This is a genomic window from Pinibacter aurantiacus (genome assembly GCF_019130065.1).
In the GTDB taxonomy this organism is placed as follows: domain Bacteria; phylum Bacteroidota; class Bacteroidia; order Chitinophagales; family Chitinophagaceae; genus Pinibacter; species Pinibacter aurantiacus.
Genome location: NZ_JAHSPG010000006.1, coordinates 238,025 through 259,364, shown reverse-complemented (window position 1 = coordinate 259,364; position 21,340 = coordinate 238,025). Strand labels below are relative to the sequence as shown.

Sequence of the window (21,340 nt, the reverse complement as noted above, 5' to 3'; positions counted from 1 at the left end):
CGAGCCTACAGCGGTCAGAAGTATTTGCCGGAAAAAACTATTGCAGTTTCGTCCGGGCATTAACAAACGAGCCGAGTACACCAAATAAAACCGTTTACCGCAATGATTCGTGTTCTTACAATCGTTTTTCTGAATCTGTTAATAGGCACGGCATCGTTGTGTGCCCAAACGATCAAAACCGGCAACGGCAAAGTAAACAACGAGAACTTCTCCTATTCTTACATTGAACCAGCGCAGGACATAAAAGGTATTCTCATTCTCCTTCCCGGTTGGGGCGAAAGCACCAAAAGCATTTTTGAAAAAACAAAACTACCTTCTCTCCTGTTGGAAAAAGGATTTGTTACCATCGTGCCGCAGTTGCACCAAACATTGTTTGCAGACGATTTTACCATTGCAGAATTAAACGAAATAACAAGGATTCAATCGGAACGCTACCATTCCGATCATCTGCATCTCATTGTTGGCGGGCTCTCCGCAGGCGGAGCCATTGCCATCGGTTATGCAGAGCATGTTTTAAGTCTTGATACGGCACACCACCTGAAAGCAGTTTTCGCCATAGACCCGCCTCTCGATCTCACACGCATGTATCGCTCCGCTGAAAACAAGATCAACTACGATTGCAAAAACAAACTGATAAAAAAGGAAGGAGATTTCATTAAGAAATATTTACTCGGTGCTTTGAAGGGCACGCCCGAAGACAATCCTGAGAACTACGCAAAGCACTCGGCGTTCCTTGCAACAGCTGCCGACGGCGGAAATGCAAAGTTTCTCAAAAATATTCCGGTGCGCCTGTACAGTGAACCTGACATCGATTTTGTACGAAACAAGTATTGCGACAAATTGCAGTTTGATGACATCAACGCATTTGATCTTGAAAAACTAAATACATTTCTTTCGGGCATTAATAAAGGAGCTGAGTACATCACCACAAAAGGAAAGGGTTTTCATACCTGGAACATTCTTGAACCAAATGACTGTGCAGACTGGATTCTGAGAGTGGAAAATTGAAAGTTCCTGCCCGACTGATATTATTCAGGCGGGGAAAGTTGAAAACGGATTGAAATAATTGCCCATCCCTGTTGCTTTACGCGAGAAAGTGAATTAATTTTCTATCGGTCTTATGTAATTAGAAGAAAACAAACATCAGGCTTCGGTACACACAACCATTAAACTTTACAAACTCAAACGAATGAAACACCTTTTCCTGTTCCTTCTCATTGCATCGGGCGCAACAAGTTATGCTCAAACTACCGCTGACAGCGCCATAAAAGTGAGCTATTCCAGTAACCTGCCACAGATAAAGCAACCCGCCTACTACCTGAACGGCCAGTTCATCGGCAGCTCGCTGCAAAGCATCAACATAAAAATGATAGAAAACATAACCGTCCTTAAAGAGATCGACTCTGTTAATGGCGTTCAGTACAATGGAAAAATTCTTATAACAACCAAAGCCAATTACGTACCTAAACTAATTAGCCTGAATGAGTTTAAGTTCAAATACACAAACATTGCCGACAAATCTGTTCTCTTTATGATCGACGGCGGCATCGTCAATGCTGATTATGACAAATACCTTGTTGACGAAAACAATGTATTTCACGTCTTTGTCGACGAAGTTAATAACCCAAAAGAAAAGCTGCGTTTGGTAGTAGTGAAACTCCTGACAAAGACCGATGAAAACATTAAGAACTATAACGAGGTGAGGATCCGCAGCCTCGGAGTGCCTGTAAAACAATAATATTATCGTTTACAATTAAGACGGTCAAAACCTCAAAAACCCGCTAATGAAAATGCTTTATTTAGCCGCAATATTCTCTGTTTGCTGGGCACATTATTACTCTGCCCGTGGACAAAATTTTTCCAGGAATATTACAACCGGTATTGCGCAAGACACGTCGCTGCCAGCACAAAACAAAAGCAATCCATACGCGGGCCTGCGACATCTTGCACTAAGTGTTACTCCGGAAAAATTGCACCTGTCTCTACCGGTCGATCAAACGATTGTCTACGGCGTGCTAATGGACATGGACATGGGCACGGGTTTTGGTTCTTTTGCGTCTTTTCAAACCGGAGATGCGAGCTTCTATTTAAGCAATGGCAGCGGTATCATGGGCGGAGTAACTGACCAAAATGTTCGCGATGCTGCAAAGAAATTTGTTGCCACTGCTCAAACATACATCGATAAGACTTCCAAAACAGAGTACACGCCGCTGCCCAGAAAAAACTATGTTGGATTTTATTTCTTAACAAACAAGGGCCTTTTTTTCGCCGATGAAAAGCTGGATAATATTGGAACCGCGGCATCTATCTGGGCACCGCTTATTGACGCAGGAAACAAGGTGGCTAATGAACTGATAAAATCTAAAAAGAAATAATTTTATCGAAACACACCGTCTCTAATAACCGCTTTTTTCAACCCATATATGGCATTCAATTAAACCTAAAAGCTAATGAAACACTTTAAACTATTACTCCTCGCAGGTTTCGTATTATGCTCCTTGCACCTTACTGCACAACACTCCACAGACGCAGCCAAAATCAAAGAAGTAGAGGCAACCGAAGCGCGAATGTTTAAGAACATGAACTTCACTCGCTATAAAGAATACTACAAAACCGATGTTGCCGACGACTTCTTTACCATCAACGCAGATGACGTAACGGCAGACAAGGCGCAATCTTTCGCCGATACTGCCCGCTTAAAAATGGTGGAAATTGGAACGCTCAAATTGATCGACAAAAAGATTCGTATCTATGATAACGTTGGCATCGCCAATGGCCGCGGTCAGGTGTATGTAGACAACATGCTGGTGGTGGAATTCTTATACACCGCAGTATTTGTAAAACGCAATGGCAAATGGATGTACACCAGCTGGCAGGGCACCATGTCAAAAGACTCTCCAAAGTTTGGCGCACCTCAGCAATAAAAAATTAAACTTACACTTACTAAATGAAAACTTTGAAACTGATCGCATTTATCCTTGTAGCACTGGTCGGCACAAATGTGGCCTTTGCAAAGTGTGGCACTAACGGTATCTTTTGCTTGTCGCAAAGGCCAACGCTTAACAAGAACGGATTAATTGTCCTGGAATTCTATTCATTAAGTCAGCCATTAGTTGCTGACCTGAATGGAAAATATCCCGTTTATCTGAAATCATCAGACAAGAAGGTTCAACTCAATGTCGTTGAAATATTAAAAGGGGAAATGTGGGTAACCCAGGTTGTATTAAAACCGGCAACAGGTTTGCTGGTGGGCAAACGCTATTCCCTCGAGATTGCTAACCTGCCGAAATATGAGGATGGCCCCAGGACCTACAATGACTCAACAAAGAAATTGGAACCGCTTAGTTTTAAAATCACTGATACAGTTGACAATGAAATTCCGGTGTTGAACGGCTCACCAAAGATAGATAAAGAGACCTTCATTCAATATGGTTGTGGCCCTGAAACCTTTGTTTATTTCAACCTTTCGGGACAGGATAAATCTGAACTATTTGCCAGAGCAACTGTAAAAAATAAAACAACAGGCTTATCAACAACCTACATTTTACGCATCGAAGACGGTCTTGCCAAAGTGGGACATGGGATGTGTTCTGGCGCATTTCTCTTTAAAGACGGAGAAAATTTCGAAGTAACATTTCAGCTGTTTGACCAATCAGGAAATGTAAGCGCGGCAACTCAGGCAATTTCATTTACAAAGCCAGAACCTGCGGCAGAAACATGATCCACGAAACTATTTCTGCAGCGCTATCCCCTATTATTTACGAGAAAAATAACCACTAACATGTTCCGCTCATACATATTAGTTGTCACAATGCTCCTGTTTTGCATCGTTGTAGCTTGCAAACAGCAAGTGCACAATAAAAAAACAACAACCGACAACACAAAGATCGCGGAGCAGAACATTACTCGCCACTATGGAGATTGTGCAGATGACAGTACATGCAAATGCCCTGCTCAATTTGAGCTAAGCGACAGCCCGCGGCTCACACACATTAAAGATCAATTTTACAAAAGCGAGACGGGGCATTTGTATGAGAAGACAATTGGCTTAAGAAATGTGAAAGGACAACTGACTGAAGTGGAATATTTCAATGGATATTTTTGCCAGGAAGTTGATCCGATGTCTTTTGAACCACTCCACGGTTGGTATGCCAAAGATAAAAACAATGTTTACTACTACAGACCTGTGAGTGGTGGCATGCAGGTTTCAAAACTTAACGGTGCAGATCCCAAAAGTTTCAAACTGCTGGCGGGTCATTACAAGTATGGTATGGACAAAAAATTTTTCTATGATGAAACGCAGATCATCGAAGGGTTTAATCCCACCAAAACTAAACAGCTATTTAATAACAAAGGAGAAGTGACGGCAATTGTTGGCAACAATAAAAGATTCAAACTCGACATGGATTGAGTAAGCAGGCAAATAAGAACAAACATACCTAACAAAGAAATCACGCAACCTATCCCTTTCATGGCATAAATTTGACTTAACAACAAATTGAATAATTTCTGTTAAGCCATTAAACAACACACCATGAACGATAATAAACAAATACCTACCCTATTTGAATGGGTTGGCGATATCACAACTTTTGAAACTTTATTTACAAAGTTTTATGATAAGGTTTTGAAGGACGAGTTGATTGGAGGATTATTCGAACATATGTCGCCGGAACACGTTGCGCATGTAACTCATTTCGTTGCTGAAGTTTTCGGAGCAGGAGAATTATATTCGGTTGGAGACCAGGGTTCTCATGCCAGGATGATTGGCAAACACATAGGCAAAATGCTCACCGAGCAACAACGCCAGCGCTGGATGAATTTATTAATACAAACGGCTGACGAAATCGGACTCAAAAGCGATCCGGAGTTTCGCTCTGCTTTTGTTGGATACCTGGAATGGGGCACACGAATCGCAGTGATCAATTCCCAGCTAACAAGCAATCCCATGAACGAAGGGGCGCCTATGCCAACCTGGGGCTGGGGCGAAACAAAGGGACCATACATAGAATCCTAACATTCATAATTATGAACTGGTTTTTCACCACTAAGGCACTAAGGGCACTAAGCCTCACTAAGGCTCTCTGAATGTTTTGCAACTCTTAGTGGGGCTTAGTGCCCTTAGTGCCTTAGTGGTAACTTTCAAAGTCTCCAAAAAACAGTTATCTCCTATTCCTTCCTGTCTTTTCAAACATAATTGATATATTGCTTCCTTTAAATGAACCAATAGCGTTCCGGTCGTATCAAAATATCAATTTCATGAAGTTCACCAATATCGCATCTACCTTTCTTGCAGTTAGCCTTGTAGTGTTTTCATCTTGCAACAATGAACAAAGCAGCACCACAACTACTGAAACCGCTGCTGTTCCTGCTGCACCTTTAATCAACTATTCTGTAGTTAACCAATACCCTCACGATGCTTCACTGTTTACCGAAGGCCTGCTATTTTACAATGGCACACTATACGAAAGCACAGGCTCGCCAAAGGATCTTCCGCTTACAAGATCATTGGTAGTGGCGCATAATTTATCGAACGGACATGTTGATACCAAATTAGAATTGGATAAAACAAAATACTTTGGTGAAGGCATTGTATTTCTCAATGATAAACTTTACCAGCTTACTTATAAAAACCAGACAGGTTTTATTTATGATGCTAAAACCTTTAAAAAAACCGGCGACTTTAAGTATTCGAATATCGAAGGCTGGGGCATGACAACTGACGGCACAAGCTTAATTATGAGCGATGGCACAGACAAACTCACCTATCTGAATCCCAAAACTTTAACGCAGGAAAAAATATTATCAGTTACAGATAGCAACACACCACTAGATAGCATTAATGAACTGGAATTTATCAAAGGATTTATTTATGCAAATGTTTGGCAACAAAATTTTATTGTAAAAATTGATCCGTCGAACGGCAAAGTAGTTGGAAAGATTGACCTTAGCTCGCTGATGAATGAAGCAAAAACAAAAAATCCTAACGTGGATGTGCTGAACGGAATAGCTTATGATCCCGCCACGGATAAAGTGTATGTGACAGGAAAGCTGTGGGAGAATATCTACGAGATAAAGTTTACGCACTAGATCAGCAATTAAAATTCAATGCCGTTTCCTTAGCGAAAAGGCTTCGACAAGCTCAGCCTGACACGCTGCTTTGGGTGTCAGGCTGAGCTTGTCGAAGCCTCGTTTGAATAGAAACAATGTTATTAACCGCTCTTGAGAAACGCACATGTAAGCAAGGTTTGTTGAACATATACAGGCATAACTTTGTTGTTCAGTAAACCCTCTCCTCCATGCCAAATATTCACCAACAAATATTCATTGCAGCCACTGCAGAAAAAGTATACGAAGCGTTGACCACCCAGGCTGGATTGTCTGCGTGGTGGACGCCAAATACTTCATCCGAGCCAGAAGAACAAACAATTGCAAGGTTTACATTTGGCAACGGTTATTATAAAGAAATGGAAGTGGTGAAGCTGAAACATCCGCACCTTGTTGAGTGGCTTTGTGTTTACGGCGCTGATGAATGGATTGGAACGTCGATTTCTTTTACCATTCAATTTGGAACAAAAGAAAAGCTGCTGGCAGAACATGCAGAATTAAGCGATCAACTGCATCAAAGCAGTGCAGACAGGGGCTCACTCTTAATTTTTCATCACAACAACTGGAAAGAATATAGCTCAATGTTTGCCGAATGCAGTTATACATGGGGCAGATTTTTGAGGAGCCTGAAGTTGTATTGCGAAACAGCAGAAGGCACGCCATGGCCAACTCAGCATGCGGTTGAGAATTGAGAGTGGAGAGTGGAGAGTTGAAAATGGAGCGTATTTGACTCTATTGCGAGTAATTTCAAAACCGATTATCTATACAAACGAAGAAACCCGCTCAAAGGCGGGTTTCTTCGTTTAATGTAGAAACGCTTGGTCATATCAACAGACATTATTTCAAATTGATCGTTACCATTTTGCCCCACTGAATCGTTGCCAATGGATTTGAAGGATCTGTGTTCCACAAACATTCTCTCATAGTCAGTGTCATTGTTTTAGGATCTAACACACCAAAGTGGAATGACAACTTTGTTTCATCCGCTAATGAAACAACTCCTTTCATTGGAGAGTCCGCTCCAACTGTGCTTAGTGCCACATCATTATCGGGGCCATTGTACACGTAGTATTTGCTTTCGTGTGCGTGACCATGCAGGTATGCCTTGATGTTTGAGTGCTGCTTCAGGAAAGCGACAAATGCTCTCTGTTCGACATTGTCAGCAACAGAAGTCGTTGTACCATCTTTAAAATGTTCATCCAATACGTTGTCAAACTTGTCGGTGTTGTTGATGGAATGATCGCCGTTTGGATTGGTGAAATGGTTCGAAACTACTGCAGGCTGATCATGGGCCACAATCACCACAGGAGTTGTTGACGGTACATTCTGCAGATCTTTGTTCATCCATATTCTTACACTGGAATCAGGCCACATTTGTATGAAGCAAAAGTGAACACCTGCAATGTCTTTAGAATAATTGATTCTGTCATTTGCATAGCTAAAATTCGATGCTGTTTTGGAAGAAACATTGAACATCATGTTGTAAATATTCGCCATCGATGTAGCATCTGTAAGCGGGGACATTTTTGCATAATAGCCAATGGTATTAGAAACATCGTGATTACCCGGAACCAGCATCAGCTGTGCCTTTTGACCGCCTTTACTTTTCACTGTAAGTGCCTGCAGATAATCTACTTTAAACTGTTCCCATGAAGCAGCAGCCGTTTGCACACTGGCACTTATCTCCATCCTGTTAGCTATGTCACCTCCTTCAAAGAGATAATCAACAGTGCTTATTTTCTTGCCTGCATTCAAACCGCCATCACCAGGCAAAGTGAGATCGGGCAAGGTGTTCATCTTTGCAATCATAGCCGCATTCACAACATGCGCATCAACATTTGTTTTACCCTGAAATGCAGGACGCGTAATGCCATAGTGTGCATCCGAAGTAAAAATGAATTGCACAGGCTCGTCGTTCTTTGAATTGTTATCGTCTTTTTTACAACTTGTTCCTACCACTACAGCTAGTACAGCTACAATAAGAACAGGCTTTTGAAAAATTCTTTTCATATTGAGTCTTTAGGTTGTTGTTACTTTCTTTTATAAAATGAAATGGTGGATACAGCACCAGGATGATCTTTTATTTCTGTATCGGTTACATATCCACCGCCGTCATACATAAAACAAATGCCTTCACCCTGATGCTCATTGCCCGCATAAGGTGCCGTTTGCGGAGCCATGAGAATTGCTTGCGCCACCGACTGACCGGCTGTTCTTTTCCAATACCATATCTGTCCTTTGTTGCGCAACAATATTTCCGATCCATCAGGAGAAATATCGCCAGAAGTAAGAAGATCAAGATCTGTTTTTACCACAGCTTTGAGAACAGTTGTATTGCTAAGCGATTGTGGATAAGTGGCAGTGTATATCGTGCTTCGTGACGTTTCTTTGGATGCGACGAAGATGTCTTTCGTTACAGGATCAACAAGCAATGTTTCTGCATTCACCGCATTTTTTGGATAAGCAAGTTCTATCTTATCAATCGCCTGTATATGAACAGCAGAACTGCCTGAAAGATCTTTCAGCACTGGTTCTACGAAGCGATAAACCGTTATCGTTTTACGCGATGCGTTGTTATCGCCAATGTCAGCAAGATAGATATAACTCTTTCCAGCTTCGGGGCCGGGAGCTACCCTGATATCCTCAATGTTGCGTGTGGAAATGTTGTCCAGCACCAGTTTGCCGAGATCATCGCCATGTGCATTGGTAAGCGGAATAGTGTTAGTGCCCGCATTGTCTTCATGAACGTACAGCACGCCCGGGTTCATCACACTTGACGCAATGCCTGATAGCTCGTTGTACTCCTGTCGTTGCATTGTATCAACAACCGGAATTGTAGCAAACGATAAACAATATTCAAGCTGCGTAATGTCGTACCTGGTTTGCGGCGTAGTGTCTTTAACTACAGTAACAGTGGTGTCACTACCTCCCGGAGTATCTGGCGTTGCGCTCGTTGAGTTCTTTGAACAGGCAACAATTCCCAGTGCAATAAACGGTAAAGGGAAAAAGAAGAAGAGTCTCATTATTAATTCTTAATGCTTAATGCAGAACGCTTAACGCAAAACGCAAAACGCCAAATGCATAACGCTAAATGCATAACGCAGTCCATTCAATATGAAACCAGCGTTAGGCATTCAGCGTTAAGCGTTCTGCTTTGGGGTTAAGCGTTCAGCTAACTAGTAAGTATGTTGGTTGCCTGTGCCGTCTGTCGGGAAAGCACCCATGTCTTTGTTAGGACCAGTGATTGTTGGATCAAACTCACTACCAGTAACAGGCAATACGTTCATTGGGAAACCGTATTGCGTAAGCAATGTCGCGCTAGGCTTTGTAGGCATTGCATTAGCGCCCGCACCACCTTTGTAAACACCCGCACCAATTGCAGGAGAACCAGTTTTCAAATGAAAGTCAGCGCCTGCAGGGATTACGCTGTTTCTATATTCTTTACCAATGCTGTTTTTTGCAACATCGTAGTTCATGAACATAGGATCATATTTCAACGAATCGTTAGGATTGTTGGTTCCTGCGTTGGTACCGTTTGCAGCAATTGGACCGTTGGTATATCCGTTCAGGTCACCAGGCTGTTTCAATGTAAATTGGTTAGGCTCGATGAAGATCATGTATTGTTGTGCATCGCCACCCATTTGAGTACCTCTTCCAATGCAGGTAAGGTTATGGCCGTATGAAGTGTTCAATGTGTCACTTGGTTTTCCTTTTTCTGATTGGTAAGAAATTCTAAGGCCTTGCTTACAGTTAACAATAATGTTGTTGTAAATGAAACCACCAGTGTTGGTTTCTGTATTGATAGAACCATTACGTGTAGCTTTTGTTTGTCTGAAACCGCAGTTAACAAGCGTGTTGTTGTAGATGTTCACCAAAGTGTTCACACCTGTAGCACCAGCAGTTTTCAAACCATTTGTTGCAATACCGTAAGTAAGATTGTAAGCCATATCGCCAAACACATGGTTCTTCAGGTTAACACCTTCTCCACCAGTACCGCCGAGTTTGTTAAAGGTGTTTCTCATAATGCTCACGTAAGTGTTCTGACATTTACCGATACAGTCATCCTTACTGCCAAAGAACCATGAATCTTCAAGGATCAGTTTACTGAAGCCGGCAGCACGGTTCATATATACCGCATTACGAGCGTCGCCCGGGGCGAAACCGAAGTCAGCAGCATTGTTACCCCATGGACCGCCGGTGTACTCAACGTGCGTCCAGCGAAGCAACAGCAGATCCGCAGTAGGTCCGCACTGAAAACCACCCCAGTAACCTTTGTAAGCTGGGTCGTTTACAACATCGTCTTTATAAGTCGAATTTGATTTAGGAACAGAAGCCGTTTCATACACTGTGAACCAGTTTTGAGCTTCTTTGCTTCCAGCGCTCACCAATGTACCATTCACATAAAATGCAGGGCTAGTTGCAGGGCTAAGGCCATCTCCATGTATCAATACTTTCACGCCGGGCTGCAGGTAAACAGTGTCACCGGCATTGATGGTAACGTCTGACATGATGTGGTAAGTTTTACCGGCAAGCATTGTTCCTTTCAAAGGAATTGAATTGCCTGATGCATCTTTCATTGGAAGGATAGTATCAGAAATACTTTGACCAATGATAGTCAGCGGCTTTGAAATGTTTGTGTTTTCGCCGTCTTTCTTACAAGAGAACATTACGACCGGTATCATTGCGATAAGGCCGATCCTGAAATGATGTTTCTTCATAATTGTACTTTAATAAGAGTTGATAGTCTATTTGATATTATTTTTTGAAAATGTAACGAACACCCAATTGATAAGTTTGTCCGTACTCACTGCGCTGTGCGAGCGTTTTACCGGATGATGGATCCTGTTCAGGAACAGGCACACTGTTCGTGGCCGGCTTGTTTACATACACTTCATATTTCGCATTCAGCATGTTCTGCACTTTTGCAAACACAGAGAAATGTTTTACAATTCTTTTCTCCGCTGCAAAATCGAATACATTCATTCCCTTTTGCCAGTAATCAAATTGATAGTAAGGTGACACCAATGCTATGCGCTTGCCCGTATACTGCCATGTAATTTGTGCGTCCAAACCAAGTTTGTTGTTCTTGTATAAAATGGCAGCATTTGCAATATGCGCAGCCTGTCCCTGCAGTGGTCTCGTTTCTTCCGGATATAATTTTGTTGCCTGTCCGTTCTTGATCTCAGAAGTAAATTTTGTTGTAGTAATCGAAGAGTGTGTGTAAGTATAGTTCGCTCTTACACCAAAGTTCCCGATGTACCTTTCATACACCAACTCCACACCGTAGTTGGTTGCATCACCATAGTTATTCGGCTGATAGATCAAATCACTCTGAAAGCCCGTGAAGTTGAAACCGTACTCAATCGGATCTTTAATGTTTTTATAGAATGCACCTACAAACACTTGTTCATTGGCACGCGGATACCATTCATAACGAAGATCGAAATTCTGTGAGGTAGAGTGCAATACATACGGGTTCCCACTCTCGTTGAAATCATCCATTGAATTGTCACTGTAAGGAACAATCTCAAAATAGCTTGGTCTTGCAATTGCACTATAATACGACAGCCTGATATTTGTTTTTTCATTCAGTATATACCTGAAGTTTACGCTTGGTAAAATATCCTTGTAAGATTTCTCGCCACTTTTTCCGGCCTGCGTTACCGGCACATCCGTAACAAAATCCTGTGCGGTATGCTCCATTCTCACGCCCAGCACAGTTTCCAGTTTTTTGAGCCTGAACTTAATCATTGCATAAGCTGCTGCGATCTGCTCATTTGATCTGTAGTTATTTGCTTCTCCCGGACTTCCTTTAGGATTGTACACGGACCAATTGAAGTTGTAAATATTCGACCACTCCTGGTGTGAACCATCACTATTGGGAACTGGTCTCAACTCGTAATTATCATAGTCGTTCACTCTGTGTTTATCGCGATACATACCACCTACTGATATTGTATATGGAATACCGTGCGTAGCGTTGGTATAGTTGAGGTTCAGGTATCCTGTAAGATCCCTGTCGGTGTTCTTCCACCACGTGCGATCAAAGTTTTGCAACACGTCAGGATGTTTGTACGGCGCAGATCCCGGAGCTGACGGATCTGTGTAAAAACCACCATCATATTCGTATTCTGCGATGTCAGGAATTTCACTCATCGCATTCGAATAAACAGCTGACCAGTCAAGTTTTAACCTGTCTGTTACAAGAGTGTGTTGTCCCTGCAATGTTGTGTTGAAAATATTTTGATGCTGATACCTCGAACGTCCAAACTGCCATATCTGGCCCGTTCCGGGAACCGTTCTCGGCGCAAGAATAAGTGTGTCGTGCGTCAAGCGGGCCTGAGCATCTTTCAGGTCCGCATAAATAACGTACAGGCCTATTTTGTTCTTGTCGTTAATGTTGAAATCGAGCTTGCCGTTCAACGCAGCACGCGTAAGTTGTGTGGAGTAGTCGCGAACGTTAAAATGCTTTATATATAATGCTCCCCCATCCTGGAACTCACCGGGGCTAAATATCGTGTTGTAGGCTTTGTAAACATTTTGATAGGAACCACCCAACATTACACCTAAACGGTTTTTGAAAAAACGGTTACCAATAGATAGTGTTGCGAAAGTATTAACCGGCGCTGATTTGTGCGTGTAGTTCAAATTATCTCTTGTGAAGTCCTGTGGTGTTGCGCTGTAGGCCGGACCGTTTGCTCTGTACGGAGATTGTTTGTTGATCGCACTTACAGGAAACTGATCAAAGCCGTTCTTCAATACATTCTGGTTAAAACCAGCAGAAGCACTTGCATTCACATACAATGCGTCGGGCGCATTTTTCATTACCATGTTTACCGTACCACCTATGGCGTCAGCTTCCATATTTGGTATAAGTGTTTTGTTCACTTCAATTCTTTCAATCAGGTCAGAAGGAAAAATGTCCAGGGGAATGAAGCGGCTTTTGTTATCAGGACTTGCAATTTTCACCCCATTGATCAATGTATTATTATAACGTTGGTCCATCCCCCTGATGATGGCGTAACGCCCGTCACCACTGCTGCTGCGCTCTACCGACACACCGGATACACGTTGCAAGGCATTTCCCACTGTTACGTCGGGTGACATTTGAATGGCTTTTGCTGAAATGATGTTTTGAACGCTTGCTGCATTCTGCTCTGTTCTTTTTGCAGCCACTTCTGATTCTCCATTTGCCTTTCTTCCGGCAATAACAATCTCGCTCAAAGAAGAAGTTGCGTTCTTTAGTGAGATATTTATTTTGATGTTGCTGCTCACAGCAAACACTGTATCAATTGTTATGTAGCCAATGTAGCTGACCTGAAAATGGTAGGTGCCGCCATTGATGTGATCAAGCGTGAAAGAACCATCCAGCCTTGTACTTGTATTGCGATGCAATTCAGTAATGGTAACGGTTGCACCGGAAAGCTGTTCTTTTGATTGTGCATCAAGAATGGTTCCTTTGATGGTGTGTTCAGTTTGTTGACCAAATGAAATGTTGCCAATAAAAGCCAGTCCGGCAATAAACAGAGCGCGCAGTTGCATTGGGTTTAATAATTTTCGGCAAAGGAAAATAAAAATGCAACTGTTCATTTACGTTACAAGTATAATAACGCAACCGTAATGTTTTCGTAATAATCACTTAACATTGTCATCCAAATTTTTTCAGAATGTAGTTGGATAAGAGGTGCTTCGCATCTTCGAGTTCGCCACTAAGACACTAAGGGCACAAGCCACACTAAGATTTTCTTTTTACCACGGAGGAAAGGAGTTTTTTTCACAGAGGGAAGGAGGATTACGAACCGCTGCTTGCCAGCGAACTTGCATCCTTTACTTCTTAGATGTACACCGCATTAAGCGCTCTCTTTCTTAGTGAAACTTAGTGACCTTAGTGCCTTAGTGGTGAAAAAAACTGTGCATTTTCGAGACTCTGCTATTTATCGATCGCAAACTTTTCAAGTGCTAAAAAAAATGTTTTAAGTTCGCTGTCGGCCTACCCAAAAACCAGCATTGGCAAGTAAGGTGGCGATGCATTTCACCAATAAAAAATGAAAGTTATTGCTCTCATTACAACCCAACCGCATGACCCGACACCTTATTACTATTTTACTGGCCATATTCACTTTAACAACCACTGCACAAAAGAAAATGTGCTCCATTGATGAACTTATAAACAAAACAGATCCGGGTTGGCCGCTCGTGAAAGAATGGATCAAATCAGGAAAAAATAAAATAGAAATTTTGTCGGCTGATACGGCCAAAGCAAAAGATGCACTGTACAAAACCCAGGTAACCACTCGTTCCCCAATGGGAGCTATTGTTTATGAAACAGGAGGACTCCTGATTGATAACGGCTGGATCAGAATACTTGGATCAGGAAACGAGAAACTCAACAGAACACTGCCAGACTGGAACAAAGGAAAATCATTTAAAGAGTTTGGAGAAGCACCAACATTTCTGTTAATAGCAGATGATGCAATCGGTGGTTTCTATATGTTAAACGGCGGGGGGCTTGGAAAGGACCTTGGCAAAGTGTATTATTTTTCTCCCGACAATTTGGAATATGAACCACTTGATATTACCTATACAGACTTCCTGCGCTTCTGTTTTGAAGGCGATCTGGAGAAATTTTATGAAGGGATGAGATGGGCAAATTGGAAGGAGGAAGTTTCAAAACTAGATGGCAATAAGGTATTCAGTTTTTATCCTTACCTCTGGACAAAAGAAGGAAAAGACGTAAATAAAAATCACCGGTCTGCCATACCGGTTGAAGAACAGTTCAGTTTAAATTTGAGTTTCCGCAAGCAGTTGGGACTTGATAAATAAAATAAGCAGTGATGTGGACACTCAAAAATCTCTTTGCAATCGGCGGGCTAGAAAATGTAGGATTTGCTCCTGGTCAAGACAAACTGATAGTCTTGTCAAGTCAGGGTCAAGGCATTTTTGATTGTAACACGGGAGAAAAAATCGCAAGAAAACATGATGGTGCCGACTGGTGGAATAGTTTTAATGAACCCTCTGGTTCCATCCCGGGCTTTGATTGCCTGGAAGGACTGATCATAACAACTCATGGCTTATATGGCGATGATAATTTACCTAAGAGTACAACGGATGGCTGGACACTTTCAATCTCTAAACCAGAACCTGACGACAAGCCTTTTGAAAAATACTTAATTCAAAAGATTCATCTGATATCGCCGGATAAGGAACAAAAAATATTCATTGCAAAAGACGGCGCGTGTGAATTCAGAGCTTTTGGTTTTTCTGAAACAGGAAAATCATTCATCGTCGCATCAAGTTGCGACTTAATAATCTACAGCCGGTAGTTTTCTTTCCAAAACATCGCATCATCCAATAGAATTGAAAAGAAATCGTCAACAATTTTCCACCATCATTGTTATTTGTAGGAACCACACCTAAACACTAAATAATTGCAAGATGGTAAAGCAGCTCCTGATCGGCCTGTTTCTGCTTGCTCAACAGTTTTCCTTTGGGCAAGTTATTGATTCTGTGCGCACCATCATCATTGACTATGGCAAGGGCAACTACTCATTGGGCAGACCGGGTGTCTACGGAAAGGGTGAAATACTTGAATTGACAAGAACTCAAAGTGGCGACTTTAAATTTACGCGTCGACTTTCCATTGTTGCATCGGCCGGAAACGACGGCAAAACACTTCACAAAGATTCGATCCGTTTCTCCACCAAAAACCTGCCCCCCGTTCCAAAAGAAAAGATATTCTACTGGCTCACTCAATTAAATACTGACAAACAGAACTTTACCCAATCGTTTATTGAACCCCGGCTTGCTACACCCGAAAGGAAGGAAATTGTAGAAATAGCAAAAAAATATGATGAACTCTGGAAACTGAAAGGCTTTGACGCCGACAGGACTGATTCAAGAAAAAAAATTGGTGAAATTCAAAGCTTCAACATGCTGGATTCTTTTCTTCACTATCAGAAAATCATAATAAACCCGGAAATCGTTTCTGCCGATGTTTACAACGATTTAAAAATCACCACGATTGGCGCGGGCGACACTACGGAATACCATTGTCAATTTTTTGAATCTCCCGGCCAACCTATTTCCCGCTACAAACACAGATCTTATTCAACTGTGTCCAAAATCGTCAACCTCGAAGCAAATACTGCCGCACAGGACTTCCTGCCAAAGCACTCCATGATCTACAGAGTACTTGATATCAACACCATCATAGAAGATTATATTGATTGGTACCTGGATAAGAAAATGTGATCAATTTGAAAATTTGAGGATTTGAAAATTTGAAAATGCGTTAGGTGCGCGTCTCTAAATGATTTGTTGCTGCTTGCAAAGAAGTGAATTCAGAATGAGATCAGGGAAACTGCGCGGAAAGAATTTTCAAATTTTCAAATTCTCAAATTCTCAAATTGCCCCACGGCAAATTGTAGAATGTTTTTCCCACCTTTACCGTTTATTTCGTAAATTATGTTTTCGTTGATAATCCCATATCCATTCTGGATTACCACTGGCACAATATTTATTGTTTTCGTTTTTCTTTCACCCGCATGCGACTGAAACAAACATGAACGTTACATTTCCGGATACTAAATACTTATTGCAACAGGTTTTGGATCCACAGCAAGAGGCTGTGTACCTCTGCGACACCAATGGCTTTATTATTTTCTACAATGAAGCCTCGGCAAAACTTTGGGGTCGCAGGCCTGAACCAGGCAAAGAAAAATGGACCGGCGCATGGAAAACATTTGACGAGAAAGGAAAACCATTTACGCCATTTTTAACTGAAGACATAATCAAGGGCAAGCTGTCGATACAAAACATGCTCGTTGAAAAATCTGATGGCAAAAGAACGCTTGTTAAATCTAATCTCAGATATCTCCATGATGATGAAGGCGCCCACATTGGCTTTATCATTAACTGCGAAAGCGTTCTTAGTCAAAATATAAATCAGCAAAAAGAGGCACACCTGGCCGCAATCGTTGAAACTTCCGACGATGCTATTATTTCCAAAACACTGGATGGAGTAATCACCAGTTGGAACGCAGGTGCAGAAAGGATCTTTGGATACTCGTCCGATGAAATGATCGGGCAACTGATCTTTAAACTTATTCCTGGAAATTTATGGAACGAAGAATCCATGATCCAGGAACATCTTCGCGCAGGCCGCCGCATCGATCATTATGAAACCATCCGAATTAACAAAAACGGAGATCTGCTAAATGTATCGCTGACAATTTCTCCGATAAAGGATGCAAACGGAACAGTAGTGGGGGCTTCAAAGATAGCCCGTGACATTACGCTTCAAAAAGCGCAGGAAGTTTCTCTGCGTGAAAGCGAGGAACGCTACCGCCTGGCAATTGAAACGGCAAGACTTGGTACATGGTCATTTGACATCAAAAACCAACACCTTGCCTATTCATCAGAAACAGCCAATATCTTCGGCATATTGAACAAAGCGCTTTCCTGGGCACTTATGATGGATGCCATTTTTACGGAAGACAAGGATCTTGTAAACGCCCGGTTGCAACAGGCTATGACAAATGCGGACGGCGGAGACTACGATATCGAATACCGCGTTGTTCACGAATCGAAAGCAATTAAATGGGCAAGAGTGAGGGGCAAGGTATATTTTTCTCCACATGGCGACGCAGAAAAGATCATCGGCACGATGCTGGATATTACCGACGAAAAAACAACCAAAGAAATACTTGAACAAACCGTTGCCGAGCGCACAGCAGATCTCAGCAGAATGAATGAACACCTGTTAAAGTCAAATGAAAACCTTGCACAATTTGCTTACATAGCAAGCCATGACCTGCAGGAGCCTTTGAGGAAAATTCAAACGTTTATCGACATCATTGAGAAAAATGGACGCCTTGATCCTGTACCGGCAAACTATTTTCACCGTATAAAATCGTCCGCAGAACGAATGTCCAGTCTTGTAGAAAGCATCCTCGAATATTCAAGAATAGACCGACAGGAAACGCAGTTCGTAAAAACAGACCTCAACCTGATTCTGAGAGAAGTTATTGAAGACTACGAAACATTAATAAATACAACAGGCACTCAGATTCAATCGCAGCAATTGCCTGTAATCATGGGACTTCCATCCCAATTGAGGCAACTGTTTGCAAACCTGATCAGCAATGCAATTAAGTTTTGCGAGACAACCCCTTCTATAAATATCGGCGCACGGTTCCTGCTGAACGATCAACTTCCAGACGGTGTTCCTGTTCTGGATTCAGAGCATGTACTTGAAATTTCTTTTACAGACAACGGCATCGGCTTTGCACAACAGTATGCAGAAAAAATTTTCCAGATTTTCCAGCGACTTCATTCGAAATCCACTTATAAAGGAACAGGCATCGGCCTTGCTCTTTGTAAAAAAATTATTGAGAATCACCAGGGTTTTATATATGCATACGGCGAACCGGATAAAGGCTCCACTTTTGTAATATTACTTCCAGCTCATCTTGTGATAATGAAGTGAGGGAAAGAATAACTGAATAAACTGAATGGACTGAATAGACTGAGCATTCTCTATTCATCGTGAACCTTTGAATTTGAAACATTCAGTTTATTCAGTCCATTTAGTCTATTCAACTATTGCTATAAGGCCTCATCTAATTTCTTTTCAAACTACCATCCAATCGAACCACCTCTCCTTTCACCGTTGAAAATTTCGCCGTCTTATCACCCAACTGAACATTTAATTCTCCGCCTAATTTTGAAGTAATTGTTGCCGCCATGAGTTTTCCATTTGCCCATTCCATGTCTACCACAAAACCGCCGCGTGCGCACAACCCTTTAACTGCGCCTGTTTCAAATGTATGAGGCAAAGCAGGAAGCAGTTGAATAACATAAGCACCATTTGCTGTTTGTTGCTGACTTTGCAAAAACATTTCTGCAATGGCAGCAGTTGCGCCAAAGTTTCCATCTATTTGAAATGGCGGGTGGTTATCAAAAAGATTGGGCAGTGTTTTTGTCGTCAACAATACTGACAACAACTTGTACGCATGGTCGCCATCCTGTAACCTGTTCCACATATTGATCTTCCATGCGAGGCTCCAGCCCGTGCCATTATCGCCTCTTGCTTCTAACGTTTTGCGCGCAGCCCCTGCGAGCGCTGGCGTACCATTCACAGTGATTTGGTTGCCGGGATACAATCCAAACAAATGCGAAGTATGGCGGTGATGCGGATCTGTTTCTTTATAGTCTTCTGCCCATTCCATTATTCTTCCCGTTGCCTGGCTTATGCGAATCGGTGCTAATTGTTGCAAGGTTTCAGTACATTGCTTTCTAAAATCTGCATCAATATTCAAGACCTTGCTTGCTTCAATGCAGTGCGTTAACAGGTCATGGATAATTTCAAGATCCATTGTGGCACCGTAAGTAAAGACAGACACTTTTCCGTTAGGCAATACAAATTCATTCTCTGGCGAATACGATGGATTGGTTACAAGCTTTCCTGCACACGCCGTTCCCTCCGGCGCTTTCACAAGAAAGTCGAGCATAAACAAAGCCGCACCTTTCATCAAAGGATATGCGGTAGACGAGAGAAATTTTTTATCCCCGGTAAAACAATAATGCTCCCATGGATGCTGCGCGAGCCATGCAGCGCCCATTGGCCAAATGCCCTGCGGTCCATCAGCAGGTGCTGTAAAGCCCCATGCATCAGTAAGATGATGTACCACCCAGCCCCTCGCCCCATATTGTGTGCGCGCCGTTTTTTCACCCGGTTTCACCAAGACGTTGCAAAGATCAAAAAGCGGTAAATGCATTTCAGAAAGATTGGTAATTTCTGCGGGCCAATAATTCATCTGCACATTGATGTTTGTATGAAAATCTGCGTTCCATGGTGGATTCATCTGCCATGCCCACAAGCCTTGCAGGTTAGCAGGCATGCCACCCGGCTGCGAAGAGGAAATCAGCAAATAACGGCCGTATTGAAAATATGTAGAGATCAGATCATTGTCTGCCTGACCACTTACACGTGCATGTGCCAAACGTTCATCAGTAGACAACGCTTTTAATGAATCGGAAACCTTTCCTAAACTAATTGACACACGGTTAAAGTAGCGTTGATAGTCTGTTATATGCTGCGCTTTTAACTTAGCATAGGGAACGGCGATTGCCCTTTGGCAGATGCTGTTACATTGAATTTCAGGGTCAGTTGCAGAAGCATGCCCCCTGGCCACTTGCACGAGTCCCTGATAATCTGTTGCGCCTGCTATATACAAAGTAACTGAAGTAGCGTTTTGTACATTCATTAAAGTGTCTGTAACATTTACAGTCCCACCTTCTGCAACGGCTTTTATTTTCGCAGCGAATTTCATTCCTCTCGGGTTTCCTAAACTGTCTTTCACCGCTATTTGTCCGCGCAGCAGGAGCGCTTGATTGTCCATCGGAAATGACACACACACTGCGTCTTTAGCACGCCTGCATCTTAGCCTGAAACTGATTTTTCCTTTTTCACTTGCCGTAAACCGGACAACAATCACATTATTTGCTACATCCGCAAAGTTCTCTCTCGTATAAGTAACACCAGCCGAGCGATATTGCACCGTTGCTATGGCAGTTGACATGTCCAAACTTCTTGTGTAATTCTCTGCATTGGTTACCGGCATATCAAACCACAACTCTCCCAGCGATTGATAAGGTTTGATGCGGGACGGCACCCCCATCATGGTTTTACCCGCCAATTCTACTGCTTCATTATTTTTATTTTCAAACAATAAGCGTCGCACTTCCGGTAAAGCTTTTAATGCATTGGGATTACTGGCATCCTGCGCAAACCCATCCCAGAGGGTACTTTCATTCAACTGAATACGCTCATCAGTAACACCACCAAATATCATAGCGCCCAACTTTCCATTGCCTACCGGAAGCGCTTCTTCCCACACCTTCGCCGATGTACGGTACCACAAAACATTATCTTTCTGTGGACCCTCTCCCTTTCCTGAAAAAGCTGCACGGTCATACCATTGTGCCATTATTTTTCCATTGCGCTGAGAGGCGGGCAATGTAGAATCTTCTTTTGTTAAGCGATCCTGTGAAAAGGTTGAAATGAAAGAGATTTGAAAAGTAAAAACAATTAAAGCAAGCCTTACCCGCTTACTTTTTGCAATCATACTGTCGTGTCTGCGCATGTTATTCTTCAATGTTTTTGACGTTTCGCTCCTACGGAGCTGGAATTAGTTTCGACTGTTATATACTTTAATGCTACGAACATAGT

The 21,340-nt window shown here is 42.3% G+C and carries 18 protein-coding genes; 13 read left to right on the top strand and 5 right to left on the bottom strand.

The window, feature by feature from the left end; translation table 11 throughout:
• Positions 1-102: 102 nt before the first annotated feature.
• From KTO63_RS10570 to KTO63_RS10530, 9 genes are all read left to right on the top strand, one after another.
• The gene (locus KTO63_RS10570) at positions 103-1,008 is read left to right on the top strand and encodes an alpha/beta fold hydrolase (RefSeq protein ID WP_217791248.1); all 906 of its coding nucleotides are present in this window, start codon (positions 103-105) and stop codon (positions 1,006-1,008) included.
• A 181-nt stretch (positions 1,009-1,189) separates the two neighbouring features.
• Entirely contained in the window at positions 1,190-1,738 is a 549-nt protein-coding gene (locus KTO63_RS10565; protein ID WP_217791247.1) for a hypothetical protein, read from the top strand.
• A 46-nt stretch (positions 1,739-1,784) separates the two neighbouring features.
• Positions 1,785-2,375 carry a hypothetical protein gene (locus KTO63_RS10560; RefSeq protein ID WP_217791246.1) on the top strand — a complete coding sequence of 197 codons (591 nt, stop codon included), beginning with the start codon at positions 1,785-1,787 and terminating at the stop codon, positions 2,373-2,375.
• Positions 2,376-2,450: 75 nt separating this feature from the next.
• Entirely contained in the window at positions 2,451-2,924 is a 474-nt protein-coding gene (locus KTO63_RS10555) for a nuclear transport factor 2 family protein (protein WP_217791245.1), read from the top strand.
• 23 nt (positions 2,925-2,947) lie between these two features.
• A complete protein-coding gene (locus KTO63_RS10550) occupies positions 2,948-3,721 on the top strand; it encodes a hypothetical protein (protein ID WP_217791244.1) in 774 nt (257 codons plus the stop codon).
• A 60-nt stretch (positions 3,722-3,781) separates the two neighbouring features.
• Positions 3,782-4,411, top strand: coding sequence for a DKNYY domain-containing protein (locus KTO63_RS10545; RefSeq protein WP_217791243.1), 630 nt, complete (start codon positions 3,782-3,784; stop codon positions 4,409-4,411).
• 123 nt (positions 4,412-4,534) lie between these two features.
• On the top strand, positions 4,535-5,017 hold the full coding sequence (locus KTO63_RS10540) for a group II truncated hemoglobin (RefSeq protein WP_217791242.1): 483 nt from the start codon (positions 4,535-4,537) through the stop codon (positions 5,015-5,017).
• Positions 5,018-5,259: 242 nt separating this feature from the next.
• Complete coding sequence (locus KTO63_RS10535) at positions 5,260-6,090, top strand: glutaminyl-peptide cyclotransferase (RefSeq protein ID WP_217791240.1); 831 nt, start codon at positions 5,260-5,262, stop codon at positions 6,088-6,090.
• 209 nt (positions 6,091-6,299) lie between these two features.
• Complete coding sequence (locus KTO63_RS10530; RefSeq protein WP_217791238.1) at positions 6,300-6,800, top strand: SRPBCC family protein; 501 nt, start codon at positions 6,300-6,302, stop codon at positions 6,798-6,800.
• Between the two features lie 145 nt (positions 6,801-6,945).
• On the opposite strand, the gene KTO63_RS10525 is transcribed toward KTO63_RS10530, so the two are convergent.
• The 4 genes from KTO63_RS10525 to KTO63_RS10510 all read right to left on the bottom strand — a co-directional run bounded on the left by KTO63_RS10525 (position 6,946) and on the right by KTO63_RS10510 (position 13,650).
• Positions 6,946-8,118 (bottom strand): metallophosphoesterase family protein, encoded by a 1,173-nt coding sequence (locus KTO63_RS10525; RefSeq protein WP_217791237.1) that lies wholly within the window; start codon positions 8,116-8,118, stop codon positions 6,946-6,948.
• 20 nt (positions 8,119-8,138) lie between these two features.
• Positions 8,139-9,131, bottom strand: a complete 993-nt coding sequence (locus KTO63_RS10520) for a hypothetical protein (protein ID WP_217791236.1) — start codon at positions 9,129-9,131, stop codon at positions 8,139-8,141.
• Between the two features lie 153 nt (positions 9,132-9,284).
• Positions 9,285-10,826 carry a hypothetical protein gene (locus tag KTO63_RS10515; protein ID WP_217791235.1) on the bottom strand — a complete coding sequence of 514 codons (1,542 nt, stop codon included), beginning with the start codon at positions 10,824-10,826 and terminating at the stop codon, positions 9,285-9,287.
• Between the two features lie 37 nt (positions 10,827-10,863).
• The gene (locus KTO63_RS10510; RefSeq protein WP_217791234.1) at positions 10,864-13,650 is read right to left on the bottom strand and encodes a TonB-dependent receptor; all 2,787 of its coding nucleotides are present in this window, start codon (positions 13,648-13,650) and stop codon (positions 10,864-10,866) included.
• Positions 13,651-14,187: 537 nt separating this feature from the next.
• Between KTO63_RS10510 and KTO63_RS10505 the strand changes: the two genes are divergently transcribed.
• From KTO63_RS10505 to KTO63_RS10490, 4 genes are all read left to right on the top strand, one after another.
• A complete protein-coding gene (locus tag KTO63_RS10505) occupies positions 14,188-14,931 on the top strand; it encodes a DUF2625 domain-containing protein (RefSeq protein ID WP_217791233.1) in 744 nt (247 codons plus the stop codon).
• Between the two features lie 11 nt (positions 14,932-14,942).
• Entirely contained in the window at positions 14,943-15,431 is a 489-nt protein-coding gene (locus KTO63_RS10500) for a hypothetical protein (RefSeq protein WP_217791232.1), read from the top strand.
• A 112-nt stretch (positions 15,432-15,543) separates the two neighbouring features.
• Positions 15,544-16,359 carry a hypothetical protein gene (locus tag KTO63_RS10495; protein ID WP_217791230.1) on the top strand — a complete coding sequence of 272 codons (816 nt, stop codon included), beginning with the start codon at positions 15,544-15,546 and terminating at the stop codon, positions 16,357-16,359.
• Between the two features lie 310 nt (positions 16,360-16,669).
• Positions 16,670-18,595: a PAS domain S-box protein gene (locus KTO63_RS10490; RefSeq protein WP_217791229.1), complete on the top strand. Its 1,926-nt coding sequence runs from the start codon at positions 16,670-16,672 to the stop codon at positions 18,593-18,595.
• 133 nt (positions 18,596-18,728) lie between these two features.
• Here the strand turns inward: KTO63_RS10490 and KTO63_RS10485 are convergent, their stop codons facing one another.
• Complete coding sequence (locus tag KTO63_RS10485) at positions 18,729-21,254, bottom strand: glycoside hydrolase family 95 protein (RefSeq protein WP_217791228.1); 2,526 nt, start codon at positions 21,252-21,254, stop codon at positions 18,729-18,731.
• Positions 21,255-21,340 lie beyond the last annotated feature (86 nt).